At 70.5% G+C, this 21928-nt stretch carries 23 protein-coding genes; 11 read left to right on the top strand and 12 right to left on the bottom strand.

The annotated features are described in order from the left end of the window. The first annotated feature begins 4 nt into the window (after positions 1 to 4). Complete coding sequence (locus tag FHR72_RS23670; RefSeq protein ID WP_221194316.1) at positions 5 to 355, top strand: S24/S26 family peptidase; 351 nt, start codon at positions 5 to 7, stop codon at positions 353 to 355. On the opposite strand, the gene FHR72_RS23665 is transcribed toward FHR72_RS23670, so the two are convergent. Then, positions 339 to 497, bottom strand: coding sequence for a hypothetical protein (locus FHR72_RS23665; protein ID WP_183473060.1), 159 nt, complete (start codon positions 495 to 497; stop codon positions 339 to 341). The two genes, FHR72_RS23670 and FHR72_RS23665, sit on opposite strands and share 17 nt — an antisense overlap. Before the next feature lie 384 nt (positions 498 to 881). Here FHR72_RS23665 and FHR72_RS23660 point away from each other — a divergent pair, with 384 nt between their 5' ends. The 3 genes from FHR72_RS23660 to FHR72_RS23650 are packed head-to-tail and all read left to right on the top strand — an operon-like array spanning position 882 to position 3148. Continuing rightward, entirely contained in the window at positions 882 to 1223 is a 342-nt protein-coding gene (locus FHR72_RS23660) for a rhodanese-like domain-containing protein (RefSeq protein WP_183473057.1), read from the top strand. Positions 1224 to 1251: 28 nt separating this feature from the next. Continuing rightward, positions 1252 to 2322, top strand: coding sequence for a DUF4328 domain-containing protein (locus tag FHR72_RS23655; protein ID WP_183473054.1), 1071 nt, complete (start codon positions 1252 to 1254; stop codon positions 2320 to 2322). A gap of 4 nt (positions 2323 to 2326) precedes the next feature. Continuing rightward, a complete protein-coding gene (locus FHR72_RS23650) occupies positions 2327 to 3148 on the top strand; it encodes a glycerophosphodiester phosphodiesterase (RefSeq protein WP_183473051.1) in 822 nt (273 codons plus the stop codon). Here FHR72_RS23650 and FHR72_RS23645 read toward each other — a convergent pair. The 4 genes from FHR72_RS23645 to FHR72_RS23630 form a co-directional block, all read right to left on the bottom strand. Next, entirely contained in the window at positions 3145 to 3699 is a 555-nt protein-coding gene (locus FHR72_RS23645) for a ferritin (protein WP_183473049.1), read from the bottom strand. The two genes, FHR72_RS23650 and FHR72_RS23645, sit on opposite strands and share 4 nt — an antisense overlap. A 115-nt stretch (positions 3700 to 3814) precedes the next feature. After that, entirely contained in the window at positions 3815 to 5086 is a 1272-nt protein-coding gene (locus FHR72_RS23640) for an LCP family protein (protein ID WP_396888508.1), read from the bottom strand. 16 nt (positions 5087 to 5102) lie between these two features. Continuing rightward, the gene (locus FHR72_RS23635; protein WP_183473047.1) at positions 5103 to 5870 is read right to left on the bottom strand and encodes a CPBP family intramembrane glutamic endopeptidase; all 768 of its coding nucleotides are present in this window, start codon (positions 5868 to 5870) and stop codon (positions 5103 to 5105) included. A gap of 29 nt (positions 5871 to 5899) precedes the next feature. Further along, the gene (locus FHR72_RS23630; RefSeq protein WP_183473045.1) at positions 5900 to 6700 is read right to left on the bottom strand and encodes a DUF2470 domain-containing protein; all 801 of its coding nucleotides are present in this window, start codon (positions 6698 to 6700) and stop codon (positions 5900 to 5902) included. Between the two features lie 113 nt (positions 6701 to 6813). Here FHR72_RS23630 and pheA point away from each other — a divergent pair, with 113 nt between their 5' ends. Together pheA and FHR72_RS23620 are read left to right on the top strand one after the other, a co-directional pair. Continuing rightward, entirely contained in the window at positions 6814 to 7746 is a 933-nt protein-coding gene (gene pheA / locus FHR72_RS23625; protein WP_183473043.1) for a prephenate dehydratase, read from the top strand. Continuing rightward, positions 7743 to 8417: a histidine phosphatase family protein gene (locus FHR72_RS23620; protein WP_183473041.1), complete on the top strand. Its 675-nt coding sequence runs from the start codon at positions 7743 to 7745 to the stop codon at positions 8415 to 8417. Before pheA ends, FHR72_RS23620 begins: the two co-directional genes overlap by 4 nt. Here FHR72_RS23620 and FHR72_RS23615 read toward each other — a convergent pair. The 3 genes from FHR72_RS23615 to FHR72_RS23605 form a co-directional block, all read right to left on the bottom strand. Then, positions 8397 to 8609, bottom strand: coding sequence for a hypothetical protein (locus FHR72_RS23615; protein ID WP_183473039.1), 213 nt, complete (start codon positions 8607 to 8609; stop codon positions 8397 to 8399). The genes FHR72_RS23620 and FHR72_RS23615 overlap by 21 nt on opposite strands. A 64-nt stretch (positions 8610 to 8673) precedes the next feature. Then, positions 8674 to 9024, bottom strand: coding sequence for a metallopeptidase family protein (locus FHR72_RS23610; RefSeq protein ID WP_183473036.1), 351 nt, complete (start codon positions 9022 to 9024; stop codon positions 8674 to 8676). Between the two features lie 4 nt (positions 9025 to 9028). Beyond that, positions 9029 to 10462 (bottom strand): septum formation family protein, encoded by a 1434-nt coding sequence (locus tag FHR72_RS23605; protein ID WP_260156197.1) that lies wholly within the window; start codon positions 10460 to 10462, stop codon positions 9029 to 9031. Positions 10463 to 10563: 101 nt separating this feature from the next. On the opposite strand from FHR72_RS23605, the gene serS reads away from it, so the two are divergent. Beyond that, positions 10564 to 11823: a serine--tRNA ligase gene (gene serS / locus FHR72_RS23600; RefSeq protein WP_183473030.1), complete on the top strand. Its 1260-nt coding sequence runs from the start codon at positions 10564 to 10566 to the stop codon at positions 11821 to 11823. On the opposite strand, the gene FHR72_RS23595 is transcribed toward serS, so the two are convergent. Together FHR72_RS23595 and FHR72_RS23590 are read right to left on the bottom strand one after the other, a co-directional pair. Then, positions 11824 to 12162 (bottom strand): hypothetical protein, encoded by a 339-nt coding sequence (locus FHR72_RS23595; RefSeq protein ID WP_183473027.1) that lies wholly within the window; start codon positions 12160 to 12162, stop codon positions 11824 to 11826. A gap of 4 nt (positions 12163 to 12166) precedes the next feature. Then, positions 12167 to 13732 carry a Rieske 2Fe-2S domain-containing protein gene (locus FHR72_RS23590; protein WP_183473024.1) on the bottom strand — a complete coding sequence of 522 codons (1566 nt, stop codon included), beginning with the start codon at positions 13730 to 13732 and terminating at the stop codon, positions 12167 to 12169. A 161-nt stretch (positions 13733 to 13893) separates the two neighbouring features. Between FHR72_RS23590 and FHR72_RS23585 the strand changes: the two genes are divergently transcribed. From FHR72_RS23585 to FHR72_RS23570, 4 genes are all read left to right on the top strand, one after another. Continuing rightward, positions 13894 to 14682: a lysophospholipid acyltransferase family protein gene (locus tag FHR72_RS23585; protein ID WP_183473021.1), complete on the top strand. Its 789-nt coding sequence runs from the start codon at positions 13894 to 13896 to the stop codon at positions 14680 to 14682. A 5-nt stretch (positions 14683 to 14687) separates the two neighbouring features. After that, complete coding sequence (locus tag FHR72_RS23580) at positions 14688 to 15434, top strand: lysophospholipid acyltransferase family protein (RefSeq protein WP_183473018.1); 747 nt, start codon at positions 14688 to 14690, stop codon at positions 15432 to 15434. Continuing rightward, complete coding sequence (locus FHR72_RS23575; protein WP_183473015.1) at positions 15431 to 16243, top strand: HAD family hydrolase; 813 nt, start codon at positions 15431 to 15433, stop codon at positions 16241 to 16243. Before FHR72_RS23580 ends, FHR72_RS23575 begins: the two co-directional genes overlap by 4 nt. Positions 16244 to 16321: 78 nt before the next feature. Continuing rightward, a complete protein-coding gene (locus tag FHR72_RS23570) occupies positions 16322 to 19045 on the top strand; it encodes a helix-turn-helix transcriptional regulator (protein WP_183473012.1) in 2724 nt (907 codons plus the stop codon). On the opposite strand, the gene FHR72_RS23565 is transcribed toward FHR72_RS23570, so the two are convergent. Together FHR72_RS23565 and FHR72_RS23560 are read right to left on the bottom strand one after the other, a co-directional pair. Continuing rightward, on the bottom strand, positions 19042 to 20652 hold the full coding sequence (locus tag FHR72_RS23565) for an N-acetylmuramoyl-L-alanine amidase (RefSeq protein ID WP_183473009.1): 1611 nt from the start codon (positions 20650 to 20652) through the stop codon (positions 19042 to 19044). The two genes, FHR72_RS23570 and FHR72_RS23565, sit on opposite strands and share 4 nt — an antisense overlap. Before the next feature lie 148 nt (positions 20653 to 20800). Further along, positions 20801 to 21793 carry a hypothetical protein gene (locus tag FHR72_RS23560; RefSeq protein ID WP_183473004.1) on the bottom strand — a complete coding sequence of 331 codons (993 nt, stop codon included), beginning with the start codon at positions 21791 to 21793 and terminating at the stop codon, positions 20801 to 20803. Positions 21794 to 21928 lie beyond the last annotated feature (135 nt).

The following is a 21928-nucleotide window of genomic DNA, read 5'->3' as shown; positions in this document are numbered from 1 at the left end:
GGCGATGCGGCGTAACCAGAGGCCGTCTCGGTGGGCAGACCGCCTGCCGGCGCGGGTGTTCACGGTCGTCGAAGACTCCATGCGTCCGACGCTCTCGCCGGGCGACGTCGTGTTCACGGTGCGCGACAACGGGGCTCGCGTGGGCCAGTTGCGTGTCTTCCGCCATCCGCACAAGTCGACGCGGTGGCTGGTGAAGAGGGTGGGCGAGGTGTACGACGGCGGTGTGCACGGCACCGTGTTCGAGGCCAGGTCCGACAATGCGCGGGCGCCGGGCGCGACGGATTCCCACGAATTCGGGTGGGTGCCTGTCGCAGGGTCCTACCGGGTGGTGTGGACGCTCAGTAGAGAACGATGAGCGCCAGGACGCCGAGCAGGACGAGTGCGATGACGCCGGCGCGCAGGCACGCCATCAGCTGACTGCGGGTGTAGACGCGCGCCGAGGACTGCCACTCGGAAGGCGGGAATGCGGACCCCGAACCCATCGACGATGACGCCATCAGCTGCTCCTCACCTGCACGCTCTGATACCTCCCCCGACACAAGGCCTCAGTGAGATCGGTCACAAAACCACTCCTGTGACGGCGATCATAACGCGTGATGTTCGCTGCGGAGAAATCGACGGCGGATCGCCGCCGTGGGACCCGAGATGCTTAGCCGTGCGAGACATTTCGCTCAGCGCGGAGTGCGGGTTGTTGATCGCCGGCGCGGGGCGCAGACCACTTATCCACAGCGCGCGGGCAGCTCCGCCCGATAACTTGGCCGAAAACCGTTCGACAGTGGGCGTCGGCCTGTGGATGAACCTGTGGAATCTGTGGATAGCCCCCACAGGTCGCCGATATTGCTGTCTGGTGTGCGGTCGCCCGGACGTGTCAGCATGTGGTCATGGATGACACCGACGTGCCGCAGGTCGCGATCGGCGACGTTCCCACGGACTTCGACGATGCGGTGATCCTGCTCGACGTGCGCGAGGACGACGAATGGCAGCGCGGGCACGCACCGGGCGCCCAGCACATCCCGATGGGCGACATCCCGGCCCGGCTCGCCGAGATCGACACCGAGGCCCAGCTGTACGTGGTCTGTCACGCCGGCGGGCGCTCACAGCGCGTCGCGCAGTACCTGGCGCGCAACGGCTACGACCCGGTCAACGTGACCGGCGGCATGCTGGCCTGGGCGGGGGCGGGACGCCCCGTCGTCACCGACGGCGGTGGCGCCGGAACGGTCTGACCTACCCTGTTCTCGTGAGGCCGGCCCGATGATCCAAGTGTGTTCCCAGTGCGGGACGCGGTGGAACGTGCGCGATCGCCAGCGGGTGTGGTGCCCGCGCTGCCGCGGCACGCTGCTTGCCCCGTCGGGCCACGCTCCGGCGCAGGCCTGGAACCAGCGCCAGGCGCCGCCGCCGCAGGGTCAGGGCAGGCCCGCCCAGCCCCTCCCGTCGGGCTACCGCTGGGTCGCGGTGCGCCCCGGCGCTCCGCCGCGGCCGCGTCGCGGGCGTCGCGAGCTGGGTCCGACCCCGCGCTACACCAGCGTTCCGCGCTGGGGCCTGGTCGAACATTTCGACGCGCCCGCAGAACAGGCCGCGGTACGCAAGGGGCCGTCACCGACCGCGGTCCGCACCACGATCGTCCTGACCATCGCGGCCCTGGGGGCCGCGGCGTTCATCCATCTGCTGCGCTACATCCTGCTCATCGTCAACCGCACGACCCTTCTCAACCCGTGGGTCGCCGCCGGGGCGACGTGGGGTGGTGTGGCCCTCAGCGTCATCGCGGTGTTCCTGGTCGTCGCCAGTGCAGTGATGTTGACGAACTGGCTCATCGCACGCCGCGCGGCGGCCTTCGCACACCGGGGACGAGAAGATCCGCGCTCGGCCTGGGTCCTGCGGGCGGGGTGCCTCATCCCGTTCGCGAACCTGCTGTGGGCACCGGTGTACGTCATCGAGCTCGCCGACACCGAACACCGGCTGCGCTGGCTGCACCGCTCGATCGTCGTGTGGTGGGTCGTGTGGGTCGTCAGCACCGCGCTGTCGGTCTTCTCGATGGCGACCAGCTTCACGACCGATCCGCAGGGCATCGCGAACAACACCGTGACCACGATCGTGGCGTACCTGTTCGCGGCCGCGGCGCTGATGCTGGTCCTTCAGGTGTTTCTCGGCTTCGAGCGCCAGCCGGTCGAACGGCCGACCCGGCGCTGGGTGATGGTCCAGGCCGGTCAGGAAACCGGCGAGAAAACCCGCGACGGGGCCCGACGCGAGGCCGAGGACGGCGACGCGAATATGACGGAACCCGCGCGTGCGGTTGAGCCGGACGGGCAGAACCCGGCAGCATAGCCCTATGAGCTCCGGCGAGACGTTCGGCGGCCATCCCTTCGTGGTCGCCCACCGAGGTGCCTCGGCGGATCTGCCCGAGCACACCAGGGCGGCGTATGAGCTGGCCCTCGAGGAGGGCGCCGACGCCGTCGAATGCGACGTCAGGCTCACCAAGGACGGCCACCTGGTGTGCGTGCACGACCGAAGGCTGGACCGCACCTCGACCGGCAGCGGGCTGGTCAGCGAGCGGACGCTGGCGGAACTGCGCGAACTCGATTACGGCGCGTGGCATCCCAGCCGCCGCGACGGGGCGGCCCAGGGGGACACCGGTCTGCTGACTCTCGACGACCTGGTCACGCTGGTGCTGGACTGCAACCGGCCGGTGAAGATGTTCATCGAGACCAAGCATCCCGTGCGCTACGGCGCGCTGGTGGAGAGCAAGGTGCTGGCGCTGCTGCACCGCTACGGGATCGCCTCGCCGGCGTCGGCGGACATGTCACGGGCCGTCGTGATGTCCTTCTCGGCGGCCGCCGTGTGGCGGATCAGGCGCGCGGCGCCGATGCTGCCGACCGTGTTGCTCGGAGAGACGTCGCGCTATCTCGGCGGCAGCGCCGCCACCACCGTCGGCGCGACCGCGGTGGGGCCGTCCATCGCGACGTTGCGGGAGCATCCCGAACTCGTCGACCGCGCCGCCGCACAGGGCCGCGCGCTGTACTGCTGGACCGTCGACCACTACGAGGACGTCCAGTTCTGCCGGGACCTGGGCGTGGCCTGGATCGCGACGAACCACCCCGGCCGCACCAAGGCGTGGCTGCAGAACGGTTTGACCGGCGCGGGCCGGGACTAGAGCGCGCCGCCGGCGGCCTTCGGAGCCGCGGGGTCGCCGGCGGGTGTGGAGATCTCGCGGGCGACGAAGTCCTCCAGGTGGAACAGGTCGGCACCTGCGCGTTCGGCGATGCGGACCAGCGTGGTCATCTGGGCGACCTCTTCGACCTGCTCCTTGAGGAACCACTGCATGAACTGCTCGCCGAGGTAGTCGCCCTCGTCACGCGCGGTACCGGCGAGCCGGCTGATCTGCTCGGTGACGGAACGCTCCAGATCGAGCGCCAGGGCGATCGCGTCCCGCGGGGTCTCGAACGAGTTGCGGACCGGGTCGACGGCCGGGATCTCGGCGGGCACGTCGCGGTCGATCAGGTATTGCACGAGCATCAGCGCGTGGTTGCGCTCCTCGACCGACTGGCGATAGAAGAACTTCGCCAGCTGCGGGAGATCGGCGCCGTCGAAGTACACGGCGATCGCGAGGTACTGCTGCGACGCGCCGAGTTCGCTGCGGACCTGGTCGCCCAGCAGGCTGTGGAACTTGGTCTCGGTGTTGTCGGTCGGCAGTGTCGTCGTCATGGCACGAGGATATGCCAGGTCAAAGGCGGTTGTCATCGAAGGTCAACCTTACGCAGGCGAGCGTACCCTAAGTAAGGCTCACCAGTGTGACCCACTGAACAATATTTGCTGCGTGTCACTGATTGGCGGCGTCGAGCACGCTCTGGGGGATCGCTGAATCCGTGGTGAGCGCCGAGAACAACTCGGTCGCGGCCTCGCTGTCCCAGACCACGATCGACCCGGACCCGTTCTCGGTGAACTCGCCGATCGGCACGGTCACGGTCGTGATGTCACCCCGCAGCGCCCACGCCAGCCGGGCCAGATCCCAGACGTGGTCGCCGTCGTCGACCGTCAGCGTGTCGGAGGCGGCAGCGGCCATCGGGTACCAGCGCAGCGGATTGAGCAGGACGGCCGGGCTGGAGGCGCGATCGACCAGCGCCGACATGAACTGCCGCTGGTTGACCATGCGGTCGAGGTCGGCGCGAGGGGTGGCGCGCGACCGGACGAACCCGAGCGCGGAGGGGCCGTCGAGGCGCTGGCATCCCGCGGGCAGGTCGATGCCCGCCAGCGGATCGGAGATCGGTTCGGCCGGGCACATCGTCACCCCGCCGACGGCGTCGACCAGACCGGCGAAGCCGCCGAAACCGATCTCGGCGTAGTGGTCGATACGCATTCCGGTCGCCTGCTCCACCGTCTGCGCGAGCAGCTGGGGGCCGCCGACGGAGAAAGCGGCGTTGATCTTGTCGCTTCCGTAGTCGGGTATCGGCACGTAGGAGTCGCGCGGGATGGACACCATCGTGGCGGGCGTCGAGGATCCGAGGCCCGGCAGGTGCACCAGCAGGATCGTGTCGGTGCGGCTCGCGCCGAGGTCGCCGCCGGTGGTCAGTTCGGCCTGCTGCTCGGGGGTGAGCCCCTCGCGGCCGTCGGAGCCGACGAGGAGCCAGGTGGTGCCGGCTCCCTGCGCCGGCCGGTCGGCATAGGAGGCCAGCGCCGGGATGCGGGTCAGCGACGAGTCGACCCATGCGCCGAGGCCCACGGCGCCGACGAACATCAGCAGCACGACGACGAGCGCGATGCGCAGCCAGCGCCGCGCGCGCCGGGGCTTCGGGCGTACCGGCGGTGCGGATGCAACGGGTGGGACGGGACGGCGCTGCCGCGGCGGTGGCGGGGGTGGGGGAGGTGCCGGTGGCCGGGCCCGTGGCGGCGATGGCGGCGGGGCGGGCCTGCGCTGCGGCGGGGGAGGAGGCGGCGGGGCGGGCCTGCGCTGCGGCGTCGGTGGATTGGGGGGCCACGCCGGCCGGTGGTTCGGGTCCCGGCGGATCACCTGGGACGGTTCGCGGCGGCCCGGGGTGCCCCGCGGCGGAGGCGGCGGCACCGGCCCGGGGAACGGCGGCCGCTTGTCGGTCACGTCAAGAATGTACGCGTTAGAGAAGCCAACCGAGCCGACCCGCGAGCAGCGAGTATCCGACGAAGGCCACCACGTCGATCAGCGTATGGGCGATGATCAGCGGCCACAGCCGTCCGGTCCGCTGCCAGAAGTAACCGAACACCAGCCCCATCGCGATGTTCCCCAGGCCTGCTCCGAAACCCTGGTACAGGTGGTAGGCGCCGCGCAGCAGGCTGGAGATCAGCAGCGCCAGCCACGGATTGACCCGAAGCTGCCGCAGCCGGGTGAGCAGGAAGCCCACGACGACGATCTCCTCGGCCCAGCCGTTGCCGAACGCGAGCAGCAACAGCACCGGAATGCGCCACCAGGTGTCGTTGAGCTCTGCGGGTTCGACGGAGGCGTTCAGGCCGATGATGCGGGCGATCTGGTACAGCGCCAGCCCGGGCACGCCGATGAGCAGTGCGAGCCCGACGCCGCCGAGCATCTCGCGTCGCCAGCGGATCCGGGGCAACCCGATCCGCGCGGGACCGTCGCCGCCACGCCAGAGCAGGTAGAGCGCGAGCGCACCCCAGGAGATCAACTGGAACAGGCCGGCCAGGTTGAGGCCGAGGTCGATGAGGTCGAACGGCGAGCGCTTCGGGTTCAGCGCGACGGTCTGGCCCGAGAGGCCGAGCAGGACGGCCTCGATGAGGCTGAGCAGAGCCGTGTAGGCGCTGAGGCCGAAGGTGACCGCCAGGCCGACCGCGATCTCCAGGCGCAGGGTGCGGCGCTGCGCGGCGGTCAGGTCGTCATCGGGCGCGCTCACCGCAGCCACGGTAGTGGGCCGCCAGGGCGTCAGACGCCGCGTGCGCGCAGCCCGTTGAGGAACGGGCAGCCCATCAGCACCCGGATCGCCTGGCTCAGGCCGGTGACGTCGTCGACGGGCTTGGCGAACGGCAGTCGCACGTCGTGGTCACCGTCCTCGCCCTCGACGCGCAGCTGCACGCCGTAGCGGTCCAGGCCCAGCGGCCGGACGCGGCCGCGCCGCAGCGCGCTGGGCAGCCGGTTGGCCAGGCGGTCGACGACGTCGCGGTGGGCTGACTCCATGTGCTGCAGCCAGCAGGACTCCATGGCGCAGAACGGGTCCGGGCGGGCCCCGAGCAACGCCCCCAGCGGCACCGACTCGGCGCCGGTCGAATCGGCGACCACCACGGATTCGATCTCGACGCGCATGAGCGCATAGCGGGTGTCGCCGCCGGGTTCCGAGGACGTCGAATTCACCTGCAGCAGAGCGGGATTGGGGTCCGCGGCGGCGATCAGGTCCAGCAGCGCGGGGACCTCGGCGATCGGGACGTCGCGCACCCTGCCCTGGATCCAGACCAGTGACCGCACCGGCTCGCGCAGCGGCAGGGGCGCGTAGTCGGTCATCTCCAGCACGGCCTGGACGCCGGCGTTGCCCGCAGAGACGACGGTCGCGGCCACCGCGCCGTCGACGGGCACGGTGATCGCGAACGACCCGTCGTCGAGCAGGTGGTGTACCGGGGTGGCCGTCGGGTCGAGGCCCTCGACGGCCAGCATCGCGCCGCCGGCCCGGGCGCACGCGCTGCGGATCCGCTCCGCGGTCGTCGGAGCTGCAGTCAGTGCCGGAGATGCCATCGCGCCAACCCTTTCGCTGGTAAGGTGAGGCTAACTTAACTAGGCCGACGGACGAAGCGCAAGGCTTTCCCGCAGCGGAATGGGATTACCGGGGCAACCGATAGGGTGGTGCGGTGCCCGGAATCGCCTACCTCGGACCCGAGGGAACGTTCACCGAGGCAGCCCTGCGCGCACTCGCCGAGGGAGGCCTGATCCCGTCTCCCGGCAGCCCCGACGCCGGGCCGGTGACGCCGATCCCGACCGACAGCACCGTCGCGGCACTGGCCGCCGTCCGCGCGGGTGACGCCGATTTCGCGTGCGTTCCGATCGAGAACTCCATCGACGGGTCGGTGATCCCGACGCTGGACAGCCTCGCGGCCGGGACACCGCTGCAGATCTACGCCGAGCTGACCCTGGACGTGTCGTTCACGATCGCGGTGCGCCCCGGCACCGCCGAGGCCGACGTGCAGACCGTCGCGGCGTTCCCGGTGGCCGCGGCCCAGGTGAAGCGGTGGCTGGCCGACAACATGCCGAAAACCGTTATCGTGCCTGCTAATTCGAACGCAGCCGCGGCTCAGGACGTCGCGGCCGGACGCGCCGACGCCGCCGTGAGCACCGCGCTGGCCACCGAACGCTACGGCCTGGCCACCCTGGCTGCCGGCATTGTCGACGAGCCCAACGCCCGCACCCGGTTCGTCCTCGTCGGCTGCCCCGGGGCGCCGCCGAAGAGCACCGGCGCCGACCGCACCTCGGTCGTCCTGCAGCTCGACAACGTGCCCGGGGCGCTCGTGGCCGCGATGACCGAATTGGCGGTCCGCGACATCGACCTGACCCGGATCGAATCGAGGCCGACACGCACGGGCCTCGGCACGTACAAGTTCTTCCTCGACTTCGTCGGGCACATCGACGACGACTCCGTGGCCGAGGCGCTGCGCGCACTGCACCGACGCTGCGCCGACGTGCGCTACCTCGGCTCGTGGCCGACCGGCGACGTCGTCGGCGCCGCCCCGCCACCCCTGGACGAGGCGGCCGAATGGCTGGACCGGGTCCGTGAGGGCAGGTCGTGAGCGGACGTCTGGTGCTGGTCCGGCACGGGCAGTCCCTCGCCAACGTCGACCGCAGGCTGGACACCCGGCCTCCCGGCGCGGAACTGACCGACCTGGGGTGTGAGCAGGCCCGGAACTTCGCGCGCGGGCTGGAACGTCCGCCGGCGATGATCGCGCACTCCCTGGCCACCCGTGCCATCCAGACCGCGGGCCAGATCGCCGCGGAGTTCGGTGGGGGCGACACCCACGAATTCGAGGGCATCCACGAGGTTCAGGTCGGCGCGCTGGAGGACCGGGCCGACGACGCGGCCCACGAGGAGTTCAACGCCGTCTACCGGCGCTGGCACGGCGGCGAACTCGACGCCGCGCTCCCCGGTGGCGAGAGTGCCCGGCAGGTGCTGGACCGCTACGTCCCGGTGCTCGACCAGCTGCGGATGCGCTACCTCGACGACGCCGCCTGGCAGGGCGACATCGTCGTCGTCAGCCACGGTGCGGCGATCCGCCTCGTCTCGGCGATCCTGGCCGGTGTGGACAGCGGATTCGCCATCGACCACCACCTGGCCAACACCGAGGCGGTGGTCTTGGCCCCGATCACCGACGGGCGCTGGAGCTGCCTGCAGTGGGGCAAGCTGACGCCGCCGTTCGGCCCCGAAGCGCCGGTGACGGTCGGTTCAGCCGACCCGATGGGCTGAGCCGGACGCGGTCTCGTCGCAGGTGCAGCCGACCGCGGTGCAGTCGAGGTGCAGTTCGTGCTCGCTCGCGGCGACCAAGCAGTCGTCCTCGGTGCATTCGGCAGCAGCGAACGCATAGGTGAAGGAATGGTGGATCAGCGCGCCGTGGCAGTGCTCCAAGCCCAGACGGCAGGCGCGGCACTGGGTGGTCATGCCCTGTTCTTAGCACTCACCGGTGACGACATCCGGTTGCCGCGCGGTGCTGTTCGCTGACGGCTCAACCCCAGCCGAGTTCGTGCAGCCGGTCGTCGTCGATGCCGAAGTGGTGCGCGATCTCGTGGATCACGGTGATGGCCACCTCGTCGACCACCTCCTGCTCACTGCCGCAGACATCGAGCAGCGCCTCGCGGTAGATCGTGATCGTGTCCGGCAGGGACCCGGCGTACCAGGAATCCCGCTCGGTCAGCGCGACGCCCTCGTAGAGCCCGAGCAGATCGGGCTCCTCGTCGTTGCGGTCGGCGACCAGGATCACCACGTTGTCGATCGCCGACGCCAGCCTCGGTGGGAGCAGGTCCAGCGCATCGCCGACCAGCTCTTCGAACCGTTGCGGGCTCATCCGCACGGTCACGCGGCTACGGAACCGGGGGCGGCGGCAGCTGCTCGACCGGGGGACCCGGCACCGGAGCGGGCGGCGGAGGCGGAACCGCCGCCGGAGGTGGTGCCGGCGCGGGCGGGGGCGCCGCGCCGGGCGGCGGCGGCAACTGGTCGGCCGGCGGAGCGCCCGGTGGCGGTGGCGGCCCGTTGAGGAACGTGTTGCCCTGCCCCGGCGCGCCCGCGGGCGGCGCCTGGTCGGCGGGCGTCTGGTCGGTCTGGGTCGGCGCGGTCGTCTGCTGCGGTCCGTGGACCGTCGACTGGCTCGAGTCGTCGGAGGTCGAACTGCTCGACGAGTCCGACGAGTCCGATGAACTGCTCGACGAGCTCGACGACTCCTCGCCCGCCGCGGGGGCCGGGATCGGCGGCAGGGTGAGGCGCTCCTCCGGGATGTCCGGCGGCGGCACCGGCGGCTGCCCGTTGATCATCAGCGGGCCCTTGGCGCTGTTGAGCAGCGTGGACCAGCCACCGTTGCCGAGGGTGGCGCCGATGCTGCACGACACCTGGCGGCTGCCCGCAGCCCAGCTCGGCAGCGACACGGTGCTGTAGACCAGCGTCAGCGTGGTGTCGCGAAGCTTGATCGGCGCCAGATAGGCGTCGGTCATCCTCGTGCACTCGTCCTTGATGAAGGTGTCCTGATCGGCCTCCAGCGGGAGGGCGGCAGGCCACTTCAGGCCCAGGTTGACCGCGCCGGTGACCTCCATCGCGTGCGGTGCCGCGCAGTCGACCGGGATGTCGGTCGGCTGGTTGGTCGCGGGGTCGATGCCCAGGCACGTTCCGACCGGCCACACCTTGGACTGGTCGATCTCGGCGACCTTGCCCTGGAAGGTGAGCTGCTGGTTGTTCGGACCGGGCAGTTGCAGGCCGCACAGCATCCGGCGCTCGCCGGACTGGCGCCACGCCTTGTCGCCGGACCACAGCATGCTGACGGTGAACCGGCTGTTCGGGTCGAATCGGGCGCCGAGGTAGCGCTTGACCGCCGCGGAGCACTGCTCCTGGCTGATCTGCTGGATGCGCGCGGCCGACGGCGGCGCGGCATCGGGGCCGTACTCGCTGCCCGGGAAGGTGCGCATGTCGACCGACTCGGCGATCTCGAACCGGTGCTCGCCGGAGCAGTCCACGATCTCGGCGGCATCGGGGGTGCGGTCGGGCCAGGTGAGGCAGTCCCCGCTCTTGGCGTGGTCGAACGTGTCGTTGCCGCGGGGGCCCAGCGAGATCGCGTTGGCGGTCAGCCCGCCCGCGGGATCGGTCTGCGGCAGGGCGGTGATCACGCCGGCGATCAGCAGCCCGCCCAGCGCGGTCAGCAACAGGGCGCGACGGGTTCCCGACGACTGGAGGCTGCGCCACCAGGGGGACGCGCGGCGCGTGCCGCCGTCCAGCGTCGTACCGGACGACGGACCGGTTATCTCGGACATCCGGTCCATTGTGACAGGCGTGTCGGGTGCTGTGACAAGTGATGCAGTTGTAACGTTATGCAGCTGAGCCGCGCCGGGGGCGACCCCGTAGGGTTTGGCGCGTGATCGATCCGAAGATGCTGCGGGAGAACCCCGATGCCGTCCGGGCATCGCAGCGCGCCCGGGGTGAGGATCCCAGCCTCGTCGACGCCCTCTCCGAGGCCGACGCGGCGAGGCGGGCCGCCATCTCCGCCGCCGACAATCTCAGGGCCGAACAGAAGTCGGCGAGCAAACTGGTCGGCAAGGCCACACCGGAGGAACGCCCGAACCTGCTCGCCGCCGCGAAGGACCTCGCCGAGAAGGTCAAGGCCGCCGAGGCCGACCAGGCGCAGGCCGAGGCGGCCTACACCGCGGCGCACATGGCCATCTCCAACGTCATCATCGACGGTGTCCCGGCCGGCGGCGAGGACGACTTCGTGGTCCGCGACGTCGTCGGCGAGCCGCCCGCGCTGGAGAACCCGAAGGACCACCTCGAGCTCGGTGAGTCGCTGGGCCTGATCGACATGGAGCGCGGCGCGAAGGTGTCGGGCTCGCGCTTCTACTTCCTCACCGGATTCGGCGCGCTGCTGCAACTGGGCCTGTTCCAGCTCGCGGTGCGCACCGCCACCGAGAACGGCTTCACCCTCGTGGTCCCGCCGGTGCTGGTGCGACCCGAGATCATGCAGGGCACCGGCTTCCTCGGCGCACACGCCGACGAGATCTACCACCTGGCCGACGACGACCTCTACCTGGTCGGAACGTCCGAGGTGCCGCTGGCCGGCTACCACTCCGGCGAGATCCTGGACCTGGCCGGCGGGCCGCTGCGCTACGCCGGCTGGTCGTCCTGCTTCCGGCGGGAGGCCGGCAGCTACGGCAAGGACACCCGCGGCATCATCCGCGTGCACCAGTTCGACAAGGTCGAGGGCTTCGTCTACTGCCGTCCCGAGGAAGCCGAGGCCGAGCACGAGCGCCTGCTCGGCTGGCAGCGGCAGATGCTCGCCCACATCGAGGTGCCCTACCGCGTCATCGACATCGCCGCGGGAGATCTGGGGTCCTCGGCGGCGCGCAAGTACGACTGCGAGGCGTGGGTGCCCACTCAGCAGACCTACCGGGAGCTGACCTCGACGTCGAACTGCACGACGTTCCAGGCGCGCCGGCTGGCGGTGCGCTACCGCGACGAGAACGGCAAGCCGCAGACAGCGGCCACCCTCAACGGCACGCTGGCCACGACACGGTGGCTGGTCGCGATTCTGGAGAACCATCAGCAGGCCGACGGCAGCGTCCGGATCCCCGAGGCGCTGGTGCCGTTCGTCGGCGCCGAGGTGCTGACCCCGAAGGGGTAGTCAGCGAGGGGTCTGCAGGAACTCCTCGAGCAGGGCGAGGAACTGCTCGGGCCGCTCGGGGGTGCACGCCGGCTCCGGTGTGGCGCCGATGTCGAGGGTGACCAGGGTCGACTTCAGCGGCCGGCGGATGTCCAGCGGCAACCACCGGCGCAGGTCCGAGCTGCCCCACAGCCGGAAGCGCTGCAGGACCATGCCCAGCGGGCTCGCGTGGTAGCCGCGGATGTCGCGCAGCGGGATGATCTTCGACGTCCCCGACGGAAAGTGGTAGCGCCGCAACGTCAGTGCCTCCTGATCCAACTGAATCAGGCCGTCGTCGTAGTAGCGGGTGTCCGAGATCATCGCGTCAGTCCGCCTTGGCCGAGCGCAGCGCGTGGCCCTTGGTGGTCAGGCATCGGCCGTTGGTCAGGTTCCACTGCCAGCCGTGCAGGTTGCACGTCAGCGTATTGCCCTCGACCACACCGAATTTCGACAAGTCTGCCTTGAGGTGCGGGCAGCGGCGCTGAATCTCCCAGCCGTCCATCGTGATCGACGCGCTGTCGTCGTGCGCCTCGGCGAACCAGCCGTCGGCGTAGGCGATCCGTTCGTCGGTCAGGCACTTGAAGAACGTGTAGAGGTACTCGTTGTAGCCGCCGACGCGCCAGGCCGTGAAACGGGTGGACAGAAAGATCGTGTTGACCCAGTCGGGTTCGCGGTCGCGCAGCACGGTGCGCACCAACTCGGGGGCGATCCCGAAGCCGTAGCGGAACTTCTCGTCCGGAATCGCTTCGCGCACCGCACGTTTGGGGAAGTCGATGACCACGACTTCCGGCCGTTCCGGGGTCCCGAGCCGCAGTTCGACCGGGTATCCGATGCCGTCGCAGATCTGGTCGGACTGCAGCATGATCGGCTCGAACAGTTCGCGCAGGGGCTCCAGCAGCGGCTCCCCCTCGGCGGGGGCCCAGCCGGCCCTCTCGGCGGCCAGCACGGGTGCCATCCGCTCGGCGTACTCGGCGATGTAATCGGCCTTGCCCGTGGTGAAGATCGCCTCGACGTCAGCGTCGGGGATCGGGTGGGTCAGCGAATTCAGTTGTGAGCCGGTCAGATCGGCGGTGGACCCGGGGATCATGAGCAGGCCGCCGTCGTGGCCGTGGCTGCGCATCTGGTCGAGGAAGACCACCTGGTCGGGGAAGATGTTCGCCGGGTCGCCGTGGTCGTCGTTGAGGTGACGAAGTTCGGGGTCGAGGAAGCAGGGCGGACCCGCCGACGGCACCACCCAGGTCGCGCCGACCTGCGCGATGTACTGCCGGCAGCGGTCCATCTGGCGCTGCCGCTTCTGGGTGCCGAACGCCTCTTTGGCGCGGGCGGGCATGTCGTAGACCATCGGGTACCAGATGGCCCCCGAGTACTGGAGCATGTGCACGTCGATCTGACCGAAGTCGGCGTGCACCATGTCCAGATCGACGGGCCGGGCGTCGTTCATGTTGAAGGCGACGGTCTGCCCGTCGTCCACGACCAGACCGGAGTCACCGATGGGGCCGTCGGCCGGTGCCCGCAGCGCGATGACCATCACGTCCAGGTCGCCCCTGGGTCCGCTGACCCGGTGCTTGACCGAGTCGGTGGTCTCGAAGAAGCGGTGGAATCCCAGCTTCTCCAGCTCGCGGCGCAGGTCGGGCACCGGGAAATCCGGGAGCAGCACCACCGCGTCCTTGTTGACGTGGGCGCTCAGGTTCTGCGGATCGAAGTGGTCCTTGTGCAGGTGGGAGACGTAGAGGTAGTCGACGGCGCCCAGCGCCGCCCAGTCCAATCGGCTGTTGTCCGGGAACGGAAACCACGACGCGAAGTACGCGGGGTTGACCCACGGGTCGCACAGAATGCTCCCGGCCGCGGTGTCGATGCGAAAGCCGGCGTGCCCGACGCTCGTGACCTGCACAGATATCCCTTCCGGGCGCGATATCGAACCTTCGCGCCCGCCCAGCAGTTTAGCGGGGCGGCGGCGGCTCTTCGTCCCAGCGAGCCCGGCCGTCGGCAACCGCGCCGCGCTCATCGCGTCCGCCTCCGTCGGCAACCGCGCCGCGCACTACGCTTGCGCCTGTGGAACCGGTATACGGCACCGCCATCCAGCTCGCCCGGCTGGTGTGGCGCGTTCAGGGCCTGAAGTTCACCGTGACCGGGGTCGAGAACCTCCCCCGCACCGGCGGGGCGGTGATCGCCATCAATCACACGAGCTATTTCGACTTCACGTTCGCCGGCCTGCCCGCCTACCAGCAGTATCTCGGCCGCAAGGTCCGGTTCATGGCGAAGAAGGAAGTCTTCGACCACAAGATCATGGGCCCGCTGATGCGGGGCATGCGGCACATCCCCGTCGACCGCGCCAGCGGCGCCTCCTCGTTCGACGAGGCATGCCGCCGACTGGCGGCCGGCGAGTTCGTCGGGGTCTACCCCGAGGCCACGATCAGCCGCAGCTTCGAGATCAAGGAATTCAAGTCCGGCGCCGCACGCATGGCCATCGCGGCCAACGTGCCGATCGTGCCGCACATCGTCTGGGGCGCGCAGCGCGTCTGGACCAAGGGCCACCCCAAGAACATGAAGCGCCCCAAGGTGCCGATCTCGATCGCCGTCGGCAAGCCGATCGAGCCCACGCTGCCGGCCGCCGAGCTGACCACCGTCCTGCACTCGCGGATGCAGCATCTCCTCGAACAGGTCCAGGACGCCTACGGGCCGCACCCGCCGGGCGAGTTCTGGGTGCCGCACCGGATGGGCGGCGGCGCGCCGACACTGGCGGAGGCCAATCGGCTCGACGCCGAGGAGGCCGCCGAGAAGGCCGCCCGCAGGTCCGGGACTCCGGGGCTGGACGACGGATCCGCCGGGGCGCCGGGGTAGGCCCGATGGAACCGGTCTTCCGCGCGCTGGAGATCACCGCCAGGTGTTTGGTGAGGGCCACCGGGACGAAGATCACCTTTCGCGGGCTGGAGAACATGCCGGCGGCCGGCGGCGCCGTGATCGCCATCAACCACACCGGATACGTGGACTTCCTTCCGGCCGCGCTCGCGGCCACCGCGCGGGGCCGGCGGATGCGGTTCATGATCAAGGCCGAGATGCAGGACGTGATGATCGTCGACTGGCTCATCAAACACACCGGGACGATCCCGGTCGACCGGCGCGCGGGCGCAGGGGCCTACGCGGCGGCGGTCGACGCGCTGCGCCGCGGGGAGATCGTCGGGGTCTACCCCGAGGCCACGATCAGCCGGAGCTTCGAACTCAAGGAGTTCAAGTCCGGTGCGGTCCGCATGGCCCGGGAGGCCCGGGTGCCGATCGTGCCCGTGATCGTCTGGGGAGCCCAGCGACTCTGGACGAAGGACCACCCGAAAGCGCTCGGCCGCAAGAAGATTCCCGTCACCGTGGCCGTCGGCGCGCCGATCCCGCCCGACGGCGAGGCCTCGCAGATCGATGCGGCCGTACGCACACACATGACCCGCCTGTTGCACGAGGTGCAGGCCGATTACCCACGACCACAGGGAGCGTTCTGGTTGCCCCGCCGCCTCGGCGGTGGCGCACCGACGCCCGAGGAAGCCAGACAGATGGAGGAGGCCGAGTTGGCTGAGCGTGCACGCAGGCGGGGAGAACGCAGATGACACCTCTGCTGGTCGCGACCGATGTCGACGGCACTCTTCTCGACGACGACGAGAACGTCAGCCCCAGAACACGATCCGTGGTGCGCGCCGTCATCGATGCCGGCGCCCAGTTCATCCTCGCGACGGGCAGGCCCCCGCGGTGGGTGCAGCCGGTCGTGGACCAACTGGGGTTCGCGCCGATGGCGGTGTGCGCCAACGGGGCGGTGATCTACGACCCGTCGACCGACCAGATCGTGTCCGCGCGCACCCTGTCGGCCGACGTGCTGGGCGAGCTCGCCGAGATCGCCACCCGCGTGATCCCGGGCTCGGGGCTGGCCGTCGAGCGCGTGGGCCGCAGTGCCCATGACGCCGCCACCCCGCAGTTCGTCAGCTCGCCGGGCTACGAGCATGCCTGGCTGAACCCCGACAACACGGAGGTCTCCGTCGAGGATCTGCTGAGCGCCCCCGCGGTCAAACTGCTCATCCGCAAGTCAGGCGCCCGCAGCGCCGACATGGCCGCCGCCCTGGCACGCCACATCGGCATCGAGGGCGACATCACCTACTCGACCAACAACGGTCTTATCGAGATCGTGCCGCTCGGGGTCAGCAAGGCCACCGGCATCAACGAGGTGGCCCGCCCGCTCGGCATCGAGGCGGCCGATGTCGTCACCTTCGGCGACATGCCCAACGACGTGCCGATGCTGGGGTGGGCCGGGCTCGGCGTCGCGATGGGTAACGCCCACCCCGATGCGGTGGCGGCCGCAGACGAGGTGACCACGACCAACGCCGAGGACGGGGTGGCGCGCGTCCTCGAACGGTGGTGGCTGTAGCAGCACAATCCCGGCAACTGTGCAGTGCATCGACGGAACTGACGCGGGTGTCGATTTGCCCGCTGGCATGATGGCGGTGTGGGGGATGAGCTGGACCGGTTTCTGTCGTGGGCGCGTCACCGGCCCGCGGGCCTGTTGATCGAGGGTGAGGCAGGCATCGGCAAGACCACGCTGTGGGCAGGCGTGGTCGACCGGGGGACGACCGGGGGCTTCCACGTCCTGTCGGCACGCGCAGAACAGGCGGAGTCAGGTCTGGCGCACGGGACCGTGGCCGATCTGCTGGCCGCCGTGGATCCCGCAGTGCTCGCCGCGCTGCCCGACGTGCAACGGTTGGCGGCCGACCGGGTGCTGCTGCGCGACCCCGGCGTGGGCGGCCCGACCGACGAGCGGGTCACCGCAGCGGCGCTGCTCGGTGCCGTCCACGCGCTGAGCGAGACCGCGCCGGTTCTCCTCGCCGTCGACGACGTGCAATGGCTGGACCCTTCGAGCCTCGCCGTGCTCGCGTTCGTGGCCCGCCGGGTCAGGGGGCCGGTGGGGGTGGCCGTCACCGAACGCTCGGGCGACGACGCGTCGCCACCCGCCTCGGCGTGGCTGCAGGTGGGGACGTCGGCGCTGGTGCGGGTGCGGGTCGCTCCGATGAGTCTGGGCGCCCTGCACACCATGCTGACCGCGCGGTTGGGCCGCAGGTTCTCCCGCCCCGCGATCGTCCGCATCGCCGAGGTCTCGGGTGGAAACCCCCTGTACGCACTGGAATTGGCGCGAGTGGTGGGCAGCGGCGACACCCGTCTGCCGGAGACGCTGGCCGAGGTGGTTCGCCTGCGGGTCGACGGCCTTCACGACGAGGTGCGCGACGCGCTGCTGGTCGCGGCCTCGGCCACGGTGCCGACGGTCGATCTGCTCGCCGCGGCCGCCGGCACGACCGCGGCCGAGGTGACGGCGGTGCTCGAGGCCGCCGAGGTCGAGGGGATCGTCGTCATCGAGGGGAACCGGATCCGGTTCACCCATCCGCTTCTGGCCAGCGGCATCTACGAGAACGCCGAGCCTCAACGGCGCCGCGAGATCCACCGGCGGCTCGCCGACCTCAAGACCCAGCCCGAACTGCGCGCCCGCCACCTCGCCCTGGCATCCACCCGTGGGGACGACGCGACCGTGGCGACGCTGGACGCCGCGGCGGATTCCGCACGCTCGCGCGGCGCCCCGGCCGCGGCGGCGGAGTTCCTCGAACTGGCGCTCCGGCTGGGCGGCAACGGGGTGTCGCGGCGCATCCGGGCCGCCGAGCACCACTACGTCGCGGGCGACATGCACCGCGCGGCAGCGCTTCTGGACGGTGTGCTGACCGATCTGCGGCCGGGGGTGTTGCGCGCCGTCGCGCTGAACCTGCTCGCGGGGTTGCGGACCTTCGAGGACGACTACGCCGGGGCGGTCGACCTGCTGGAACAGGCCCGCCTCGATGCCGCCGGCAACGATGCCGTCATGGTGACCACGCTGCTGTCGCTGGCGTTCTCGCAGGGAATGGTCGGCGTCTTCGACGAGCAACTGGAGACGGCGCGCCAGGCGCTGCAGATCGCGGAGTCGACGGGGGTGCCGTCGCTCGTCAGCCGGGCCCTGGCGATGTGGGTCCACGTCAGCTGCCAGGCAGGTCACGGGCTCGACCTGCAGAGCCTGGAACGTGCGGTGGCGCTGGAGGACAGAGACGACGACACGCCGATCCCGTTCCGTGCCACGGCAACCCGCGGGCTCATGTTCGCAATGACGGGGCGGCTGGCCGAGGCCGACGAGCAGCTCGCCGAGGTGGCCGAGAGGTGCCTGCAGCGGGGCGCCGAACACGACCTGATGGCCGTCATGGGTTACCGCACGCTGGTGGCGCTCTGGCGCGGGCAGTACGACGAGGCCGACCGGCGCGCCGCCGACATGCTGGAGCGGGCCGAGCAATTGGGCGGGTCGATGGTGATCGCATTCAGCATCTGTGCCGCGGCCGCCGGCCATCGCGGGCGGGAACGCCGGGCCAGGGAGTGCGCCCGGGCGGCGCTGGCCCAGGGGGCGGGGTATCCGCCGCTGACCGTGTGGGCCAGCGCGTCGCTGGCCTTCCTGGAAGTGTCGCTGGGCAACTACCGGCAGGCGGCCGAGGCGGCCGAGCCGCTGGTGGCGCTCTACCGCCCGTATCCGGGAACGGAGTTGATGACGTCCTGTTTCCTGCCCGACGCCGTGGAGGCCTATGTCGCGCTGGGCCGTCTCGACGACGCGGAGCCGATGATCGCCGCCCTCGAGCGCAACGGCGCCGCGCTGGATCGGCCGTGGATGCTCGCCGTCGGAAACCGTTGCCGTGGTCTGCTGTCGGCGGCGCGGGGCGATCACGCGGCCGCCCTCGATGCGCTCGAATGCGCGATGGCCGAGCACGACAGGCTGCCGATGCCGTTCGAGCGTGCCCGCACGCAGCTCGTTCTGGCCGAGACACTGCGCGCTCTGCGACGCCGCGATGCAGGCGCCGAGGCCGCCCGAGAGGCGCTGCGGCAGTTCGACGCGCTGGGGGCTCCGCTGTGGTCGGCGCGGGCCCGGAAAGCACTGTCCGGCAAGGCGAGTTCGGCACCGGCATCGACTCAGCCATCGGCGCCGCGGCTGACGGAATCCGAGCGCCGCGTGGCAGAACTCGCCGCGGCGGGCATGAGCAACCGGGACATCGCCGAGACCCTGTACGTGAGCGTGAAGACCGTCGAGACCAACCTCACGCGGGCCTACCGCAAACTGGGCATCCGCTCCAGGGCGCAGCTCGGCACCCGGCTGGGCGCGGCGACCGAGTCCTAGACGGGATTGCTCGGGGGAGTGAACCGCTCCAGCTGCACCGGGTTCGGATCGGCGGGCGGCAGTTCCACCGGCACGCCGTCGGTCACCCGGGTCACGGTGCCCTTCTCCCTGTCGAAGTTCAGCGTGCCGTGCTGGAAGTTCTGCTTGATCCAGAGGGGCTCGGAGATCTCGGCGCTCGTCGGCAATCCCAGTGCGCCACGCTCGAATCCGAGCGCACCCCAGGCGCGGTACAGCTCCCCGGTGATCGGTTCGGCGCCGCTTTCGGGCGACCAGTACACCGCCCCGTGCTCGAACGTCACGTAGCGGGCGGCGCCCTGACCGGAGGCTTCCGGCGACGTGGGCCTGCCCAGGTAGCTGTTCATCCCGCCGAGCGAGTCCCACTTGGCGAAGATCGCCCCGCCGCGCAACGTCTCGGCAAGCTGTTCGGGACCCGGCGGGTCGTCGAAACGGGCGGCGATGTCGCGGATCTCGGGCATCAGCGCGTACGCCGCGGCACCGGGGCACTCGGTGTTGCCGACGTCGCGGTGGGTGAAGATCGTGGGCAGTGTCGGCGACGCGCCGAACGGGAACTTCGTGAACGAACCGCCCTCGGACGGCAGCACCACGGTGCCGAGGGGGTCGACGCCGGACTGGCCCAGCACCCAGCCGAGAAGCCTTGCCGTGGTCCGCAATTGGATCGGCGTGGGCGGAACGGTCTCGAAGTTGCCGAGCATCGCCACGCCCCACGTGTTGTGGTTGAAGCCGCCGGTGTGCGCGCCCTCCACGGGACGAGTCATGCCGCCGGCGCGGCCCTCGAAGACCTGCCCGTACTTGTCCACCATCGCGTTGTAGGCGATGTCGCACCAGCCCAGCGTGCGGGTGTGGTACTCGTAGATCGACCTGATGATGCCCGCGGAGTCGCCCGGGCTGTACTCGTTGCTCCCGGCCGTGTGGTGGACCACGCCGGCGCGGATCTTGGTGTCATAGCGAGGTTCTCCGCAGCGCATGCCCTCGTCGGCGCCCCATGCGGCGCGGTTGATGATGTGCGGGGGCTGGCCCGGCGGGGTGGCGGCGTTGGGCAGCGGCACTAGATCGGGCGGCGCCTGGGGCGGGCTGATCAGCACCGCGGTCACGTTCTGTCCGAACGACTGCTCGACGTTGGCCGGCACGTAGCCCAGCTGCGGGGCTTCGGGCTCGGCGGGTTTCGCAGGTGCGGTGACCGGGGCATCGGGCGGGCGGGTGACCGAGATCTGCACGGTGTTGGTGCGTCCCACGAACACCGGTTCGGTGCCGGCCGGACCCGGCAGATCGGCTCCCACGCCCTCGAGCGGTTCGGCCTCGTACCACGGGCCCCACGAGCCGTCGTCCTTCTTGGCCCGGACCCGGGCCGACGTCCCCGCGAGGTCGTCGGAGGTCAGCGCGACCAGCGAGAACGGGGTGTCCTGGTGCAGTTCGCGGATCGTCTCGCCGCCACCGAGATCGGTCAGCGGTTGCTGGACCAGATGAGGTGCTTCTGCCGCCGCGGAGGTGTCGTCCTCTCCCGGGACGCCGGAGATCGCCCACGGGAGCAGCACCACTGTCGCCGCGAGCGCGGTGAACAGTATCGACGGTGCGGGGCGATACAGCACGGACTGATGTTACGTATGAGCCGAATGAGACTTGTGTTGCGACACGCCCGGGCGTGCAAGTCGGCGTCAGGTCATCACGGTCACCACAACGGCACCGCAGAGCGCGGTGGCGCTTCTGCGGTGCCGTTCGGTGGCAGGACTGTGGCGATCAGGCTCCCGGTTCGATCGCGGCCTCGGCGGCGCCGAGCCCGGCCTCGACCGGTGCCGCGGCCGCGTCGGCCGCCGCCGTGGCCACCGGCGCTGCGGGCGCCGCCGGCACCGGCGGCTTGACCGCCGACATGATCGCCGGCATCAGGACGCCCTTGAGCAGGTCGATGGCCTCACCGGCGCCCAGCGAGTTGGCGGCGCTGGTCAGATCGCCGAGCAGGCCCCCGCTGCTGGAGGCCACCGGCTGGGTCGCGGCGAGAGACGGATCGCCCAGCACCGGGTAGGAGCCGAGAGCCGGATCCAGACCGATGGGGGCCGAGATCGGGATCTCGCCCGTGGCGGGCAGGCCCGACGTCGAGATCGGCACGGCGCCCAGCACGGGGTCCGTCAGTGCCGGAGGCGTGGTCAGACCAGGCGTGGTCAGACCAGGCGTGGTCAGACCCGGTGTGGTCAGACCGGGCGTGGTCAGACCGGGTGTCGTCAGGCCGGGCGCCGCCAGCGCCGGATCGGTCAGCGACGGCGTGGTCAGCCCCGGCGACGCCAGAGCCGGGTCGGTCAGGCCGGGTGTCGCGGCCGCGGGACTGGTCAACCCGGGGCTGGTCAGCCCGGGATTGGCCAGGCTGGGGTCGGTCAGCGACGGGGCGGCCGACAACCCGGGCATCAGGCCCGGTGAGGTCAGGCCGGTGCTTCCCAGCCCGGGCGTGAGCGTGGAGGGCGTCGCGGCGCCCGTACCGGTGAGCAGCCCGGTCGGCATCGGGGGCAGGTTGATGCCGAACTGGGACAGGCCCTGCGACAGGGCGGTGATGAGCTCACCCGGAAGATCGGTGATGGTGGCGGCCTGGACGAACTCGCGATGCTGCGGCCCGTCCTGGCCCTGGCCGGCAGAAGATGCGGACAACTCGGAAACGGCGATTACTGCAACCGGACTCGCGACTGCCAGAGCGGCGACTGTGCTCAGGGCTGTCGAGAGCCGGCGGCGACGTCGGTTCGGCACGGAAGTCTCCCTAACGATGGACAAGTGAAGATCTGACTAGTCGTACGTGACTGATGGTACTGATGTGACGCGTGTGTCTAGAGTGACGATATTGAATCGTGAGCGAATCGCGACCTGCCCCGCTCGGCCAACTCG

Origin of the sequence: Mycolicibacterium iranicum (assembly GCF_014190915.1) — a bacterium.
In the GTDB taxonomy this organism is placed as follows: Bacteria; Actinomycetota; Actinomycetes; order Mycobacteriales; family Mycobacteriaceae; genus Mycobacterium; species Mycobacterium iranicum_B.
Note: the sequence above shows the minus strand (reverse complement) of the source record. Positions and strands in the feature narration are given on the sequence as shown.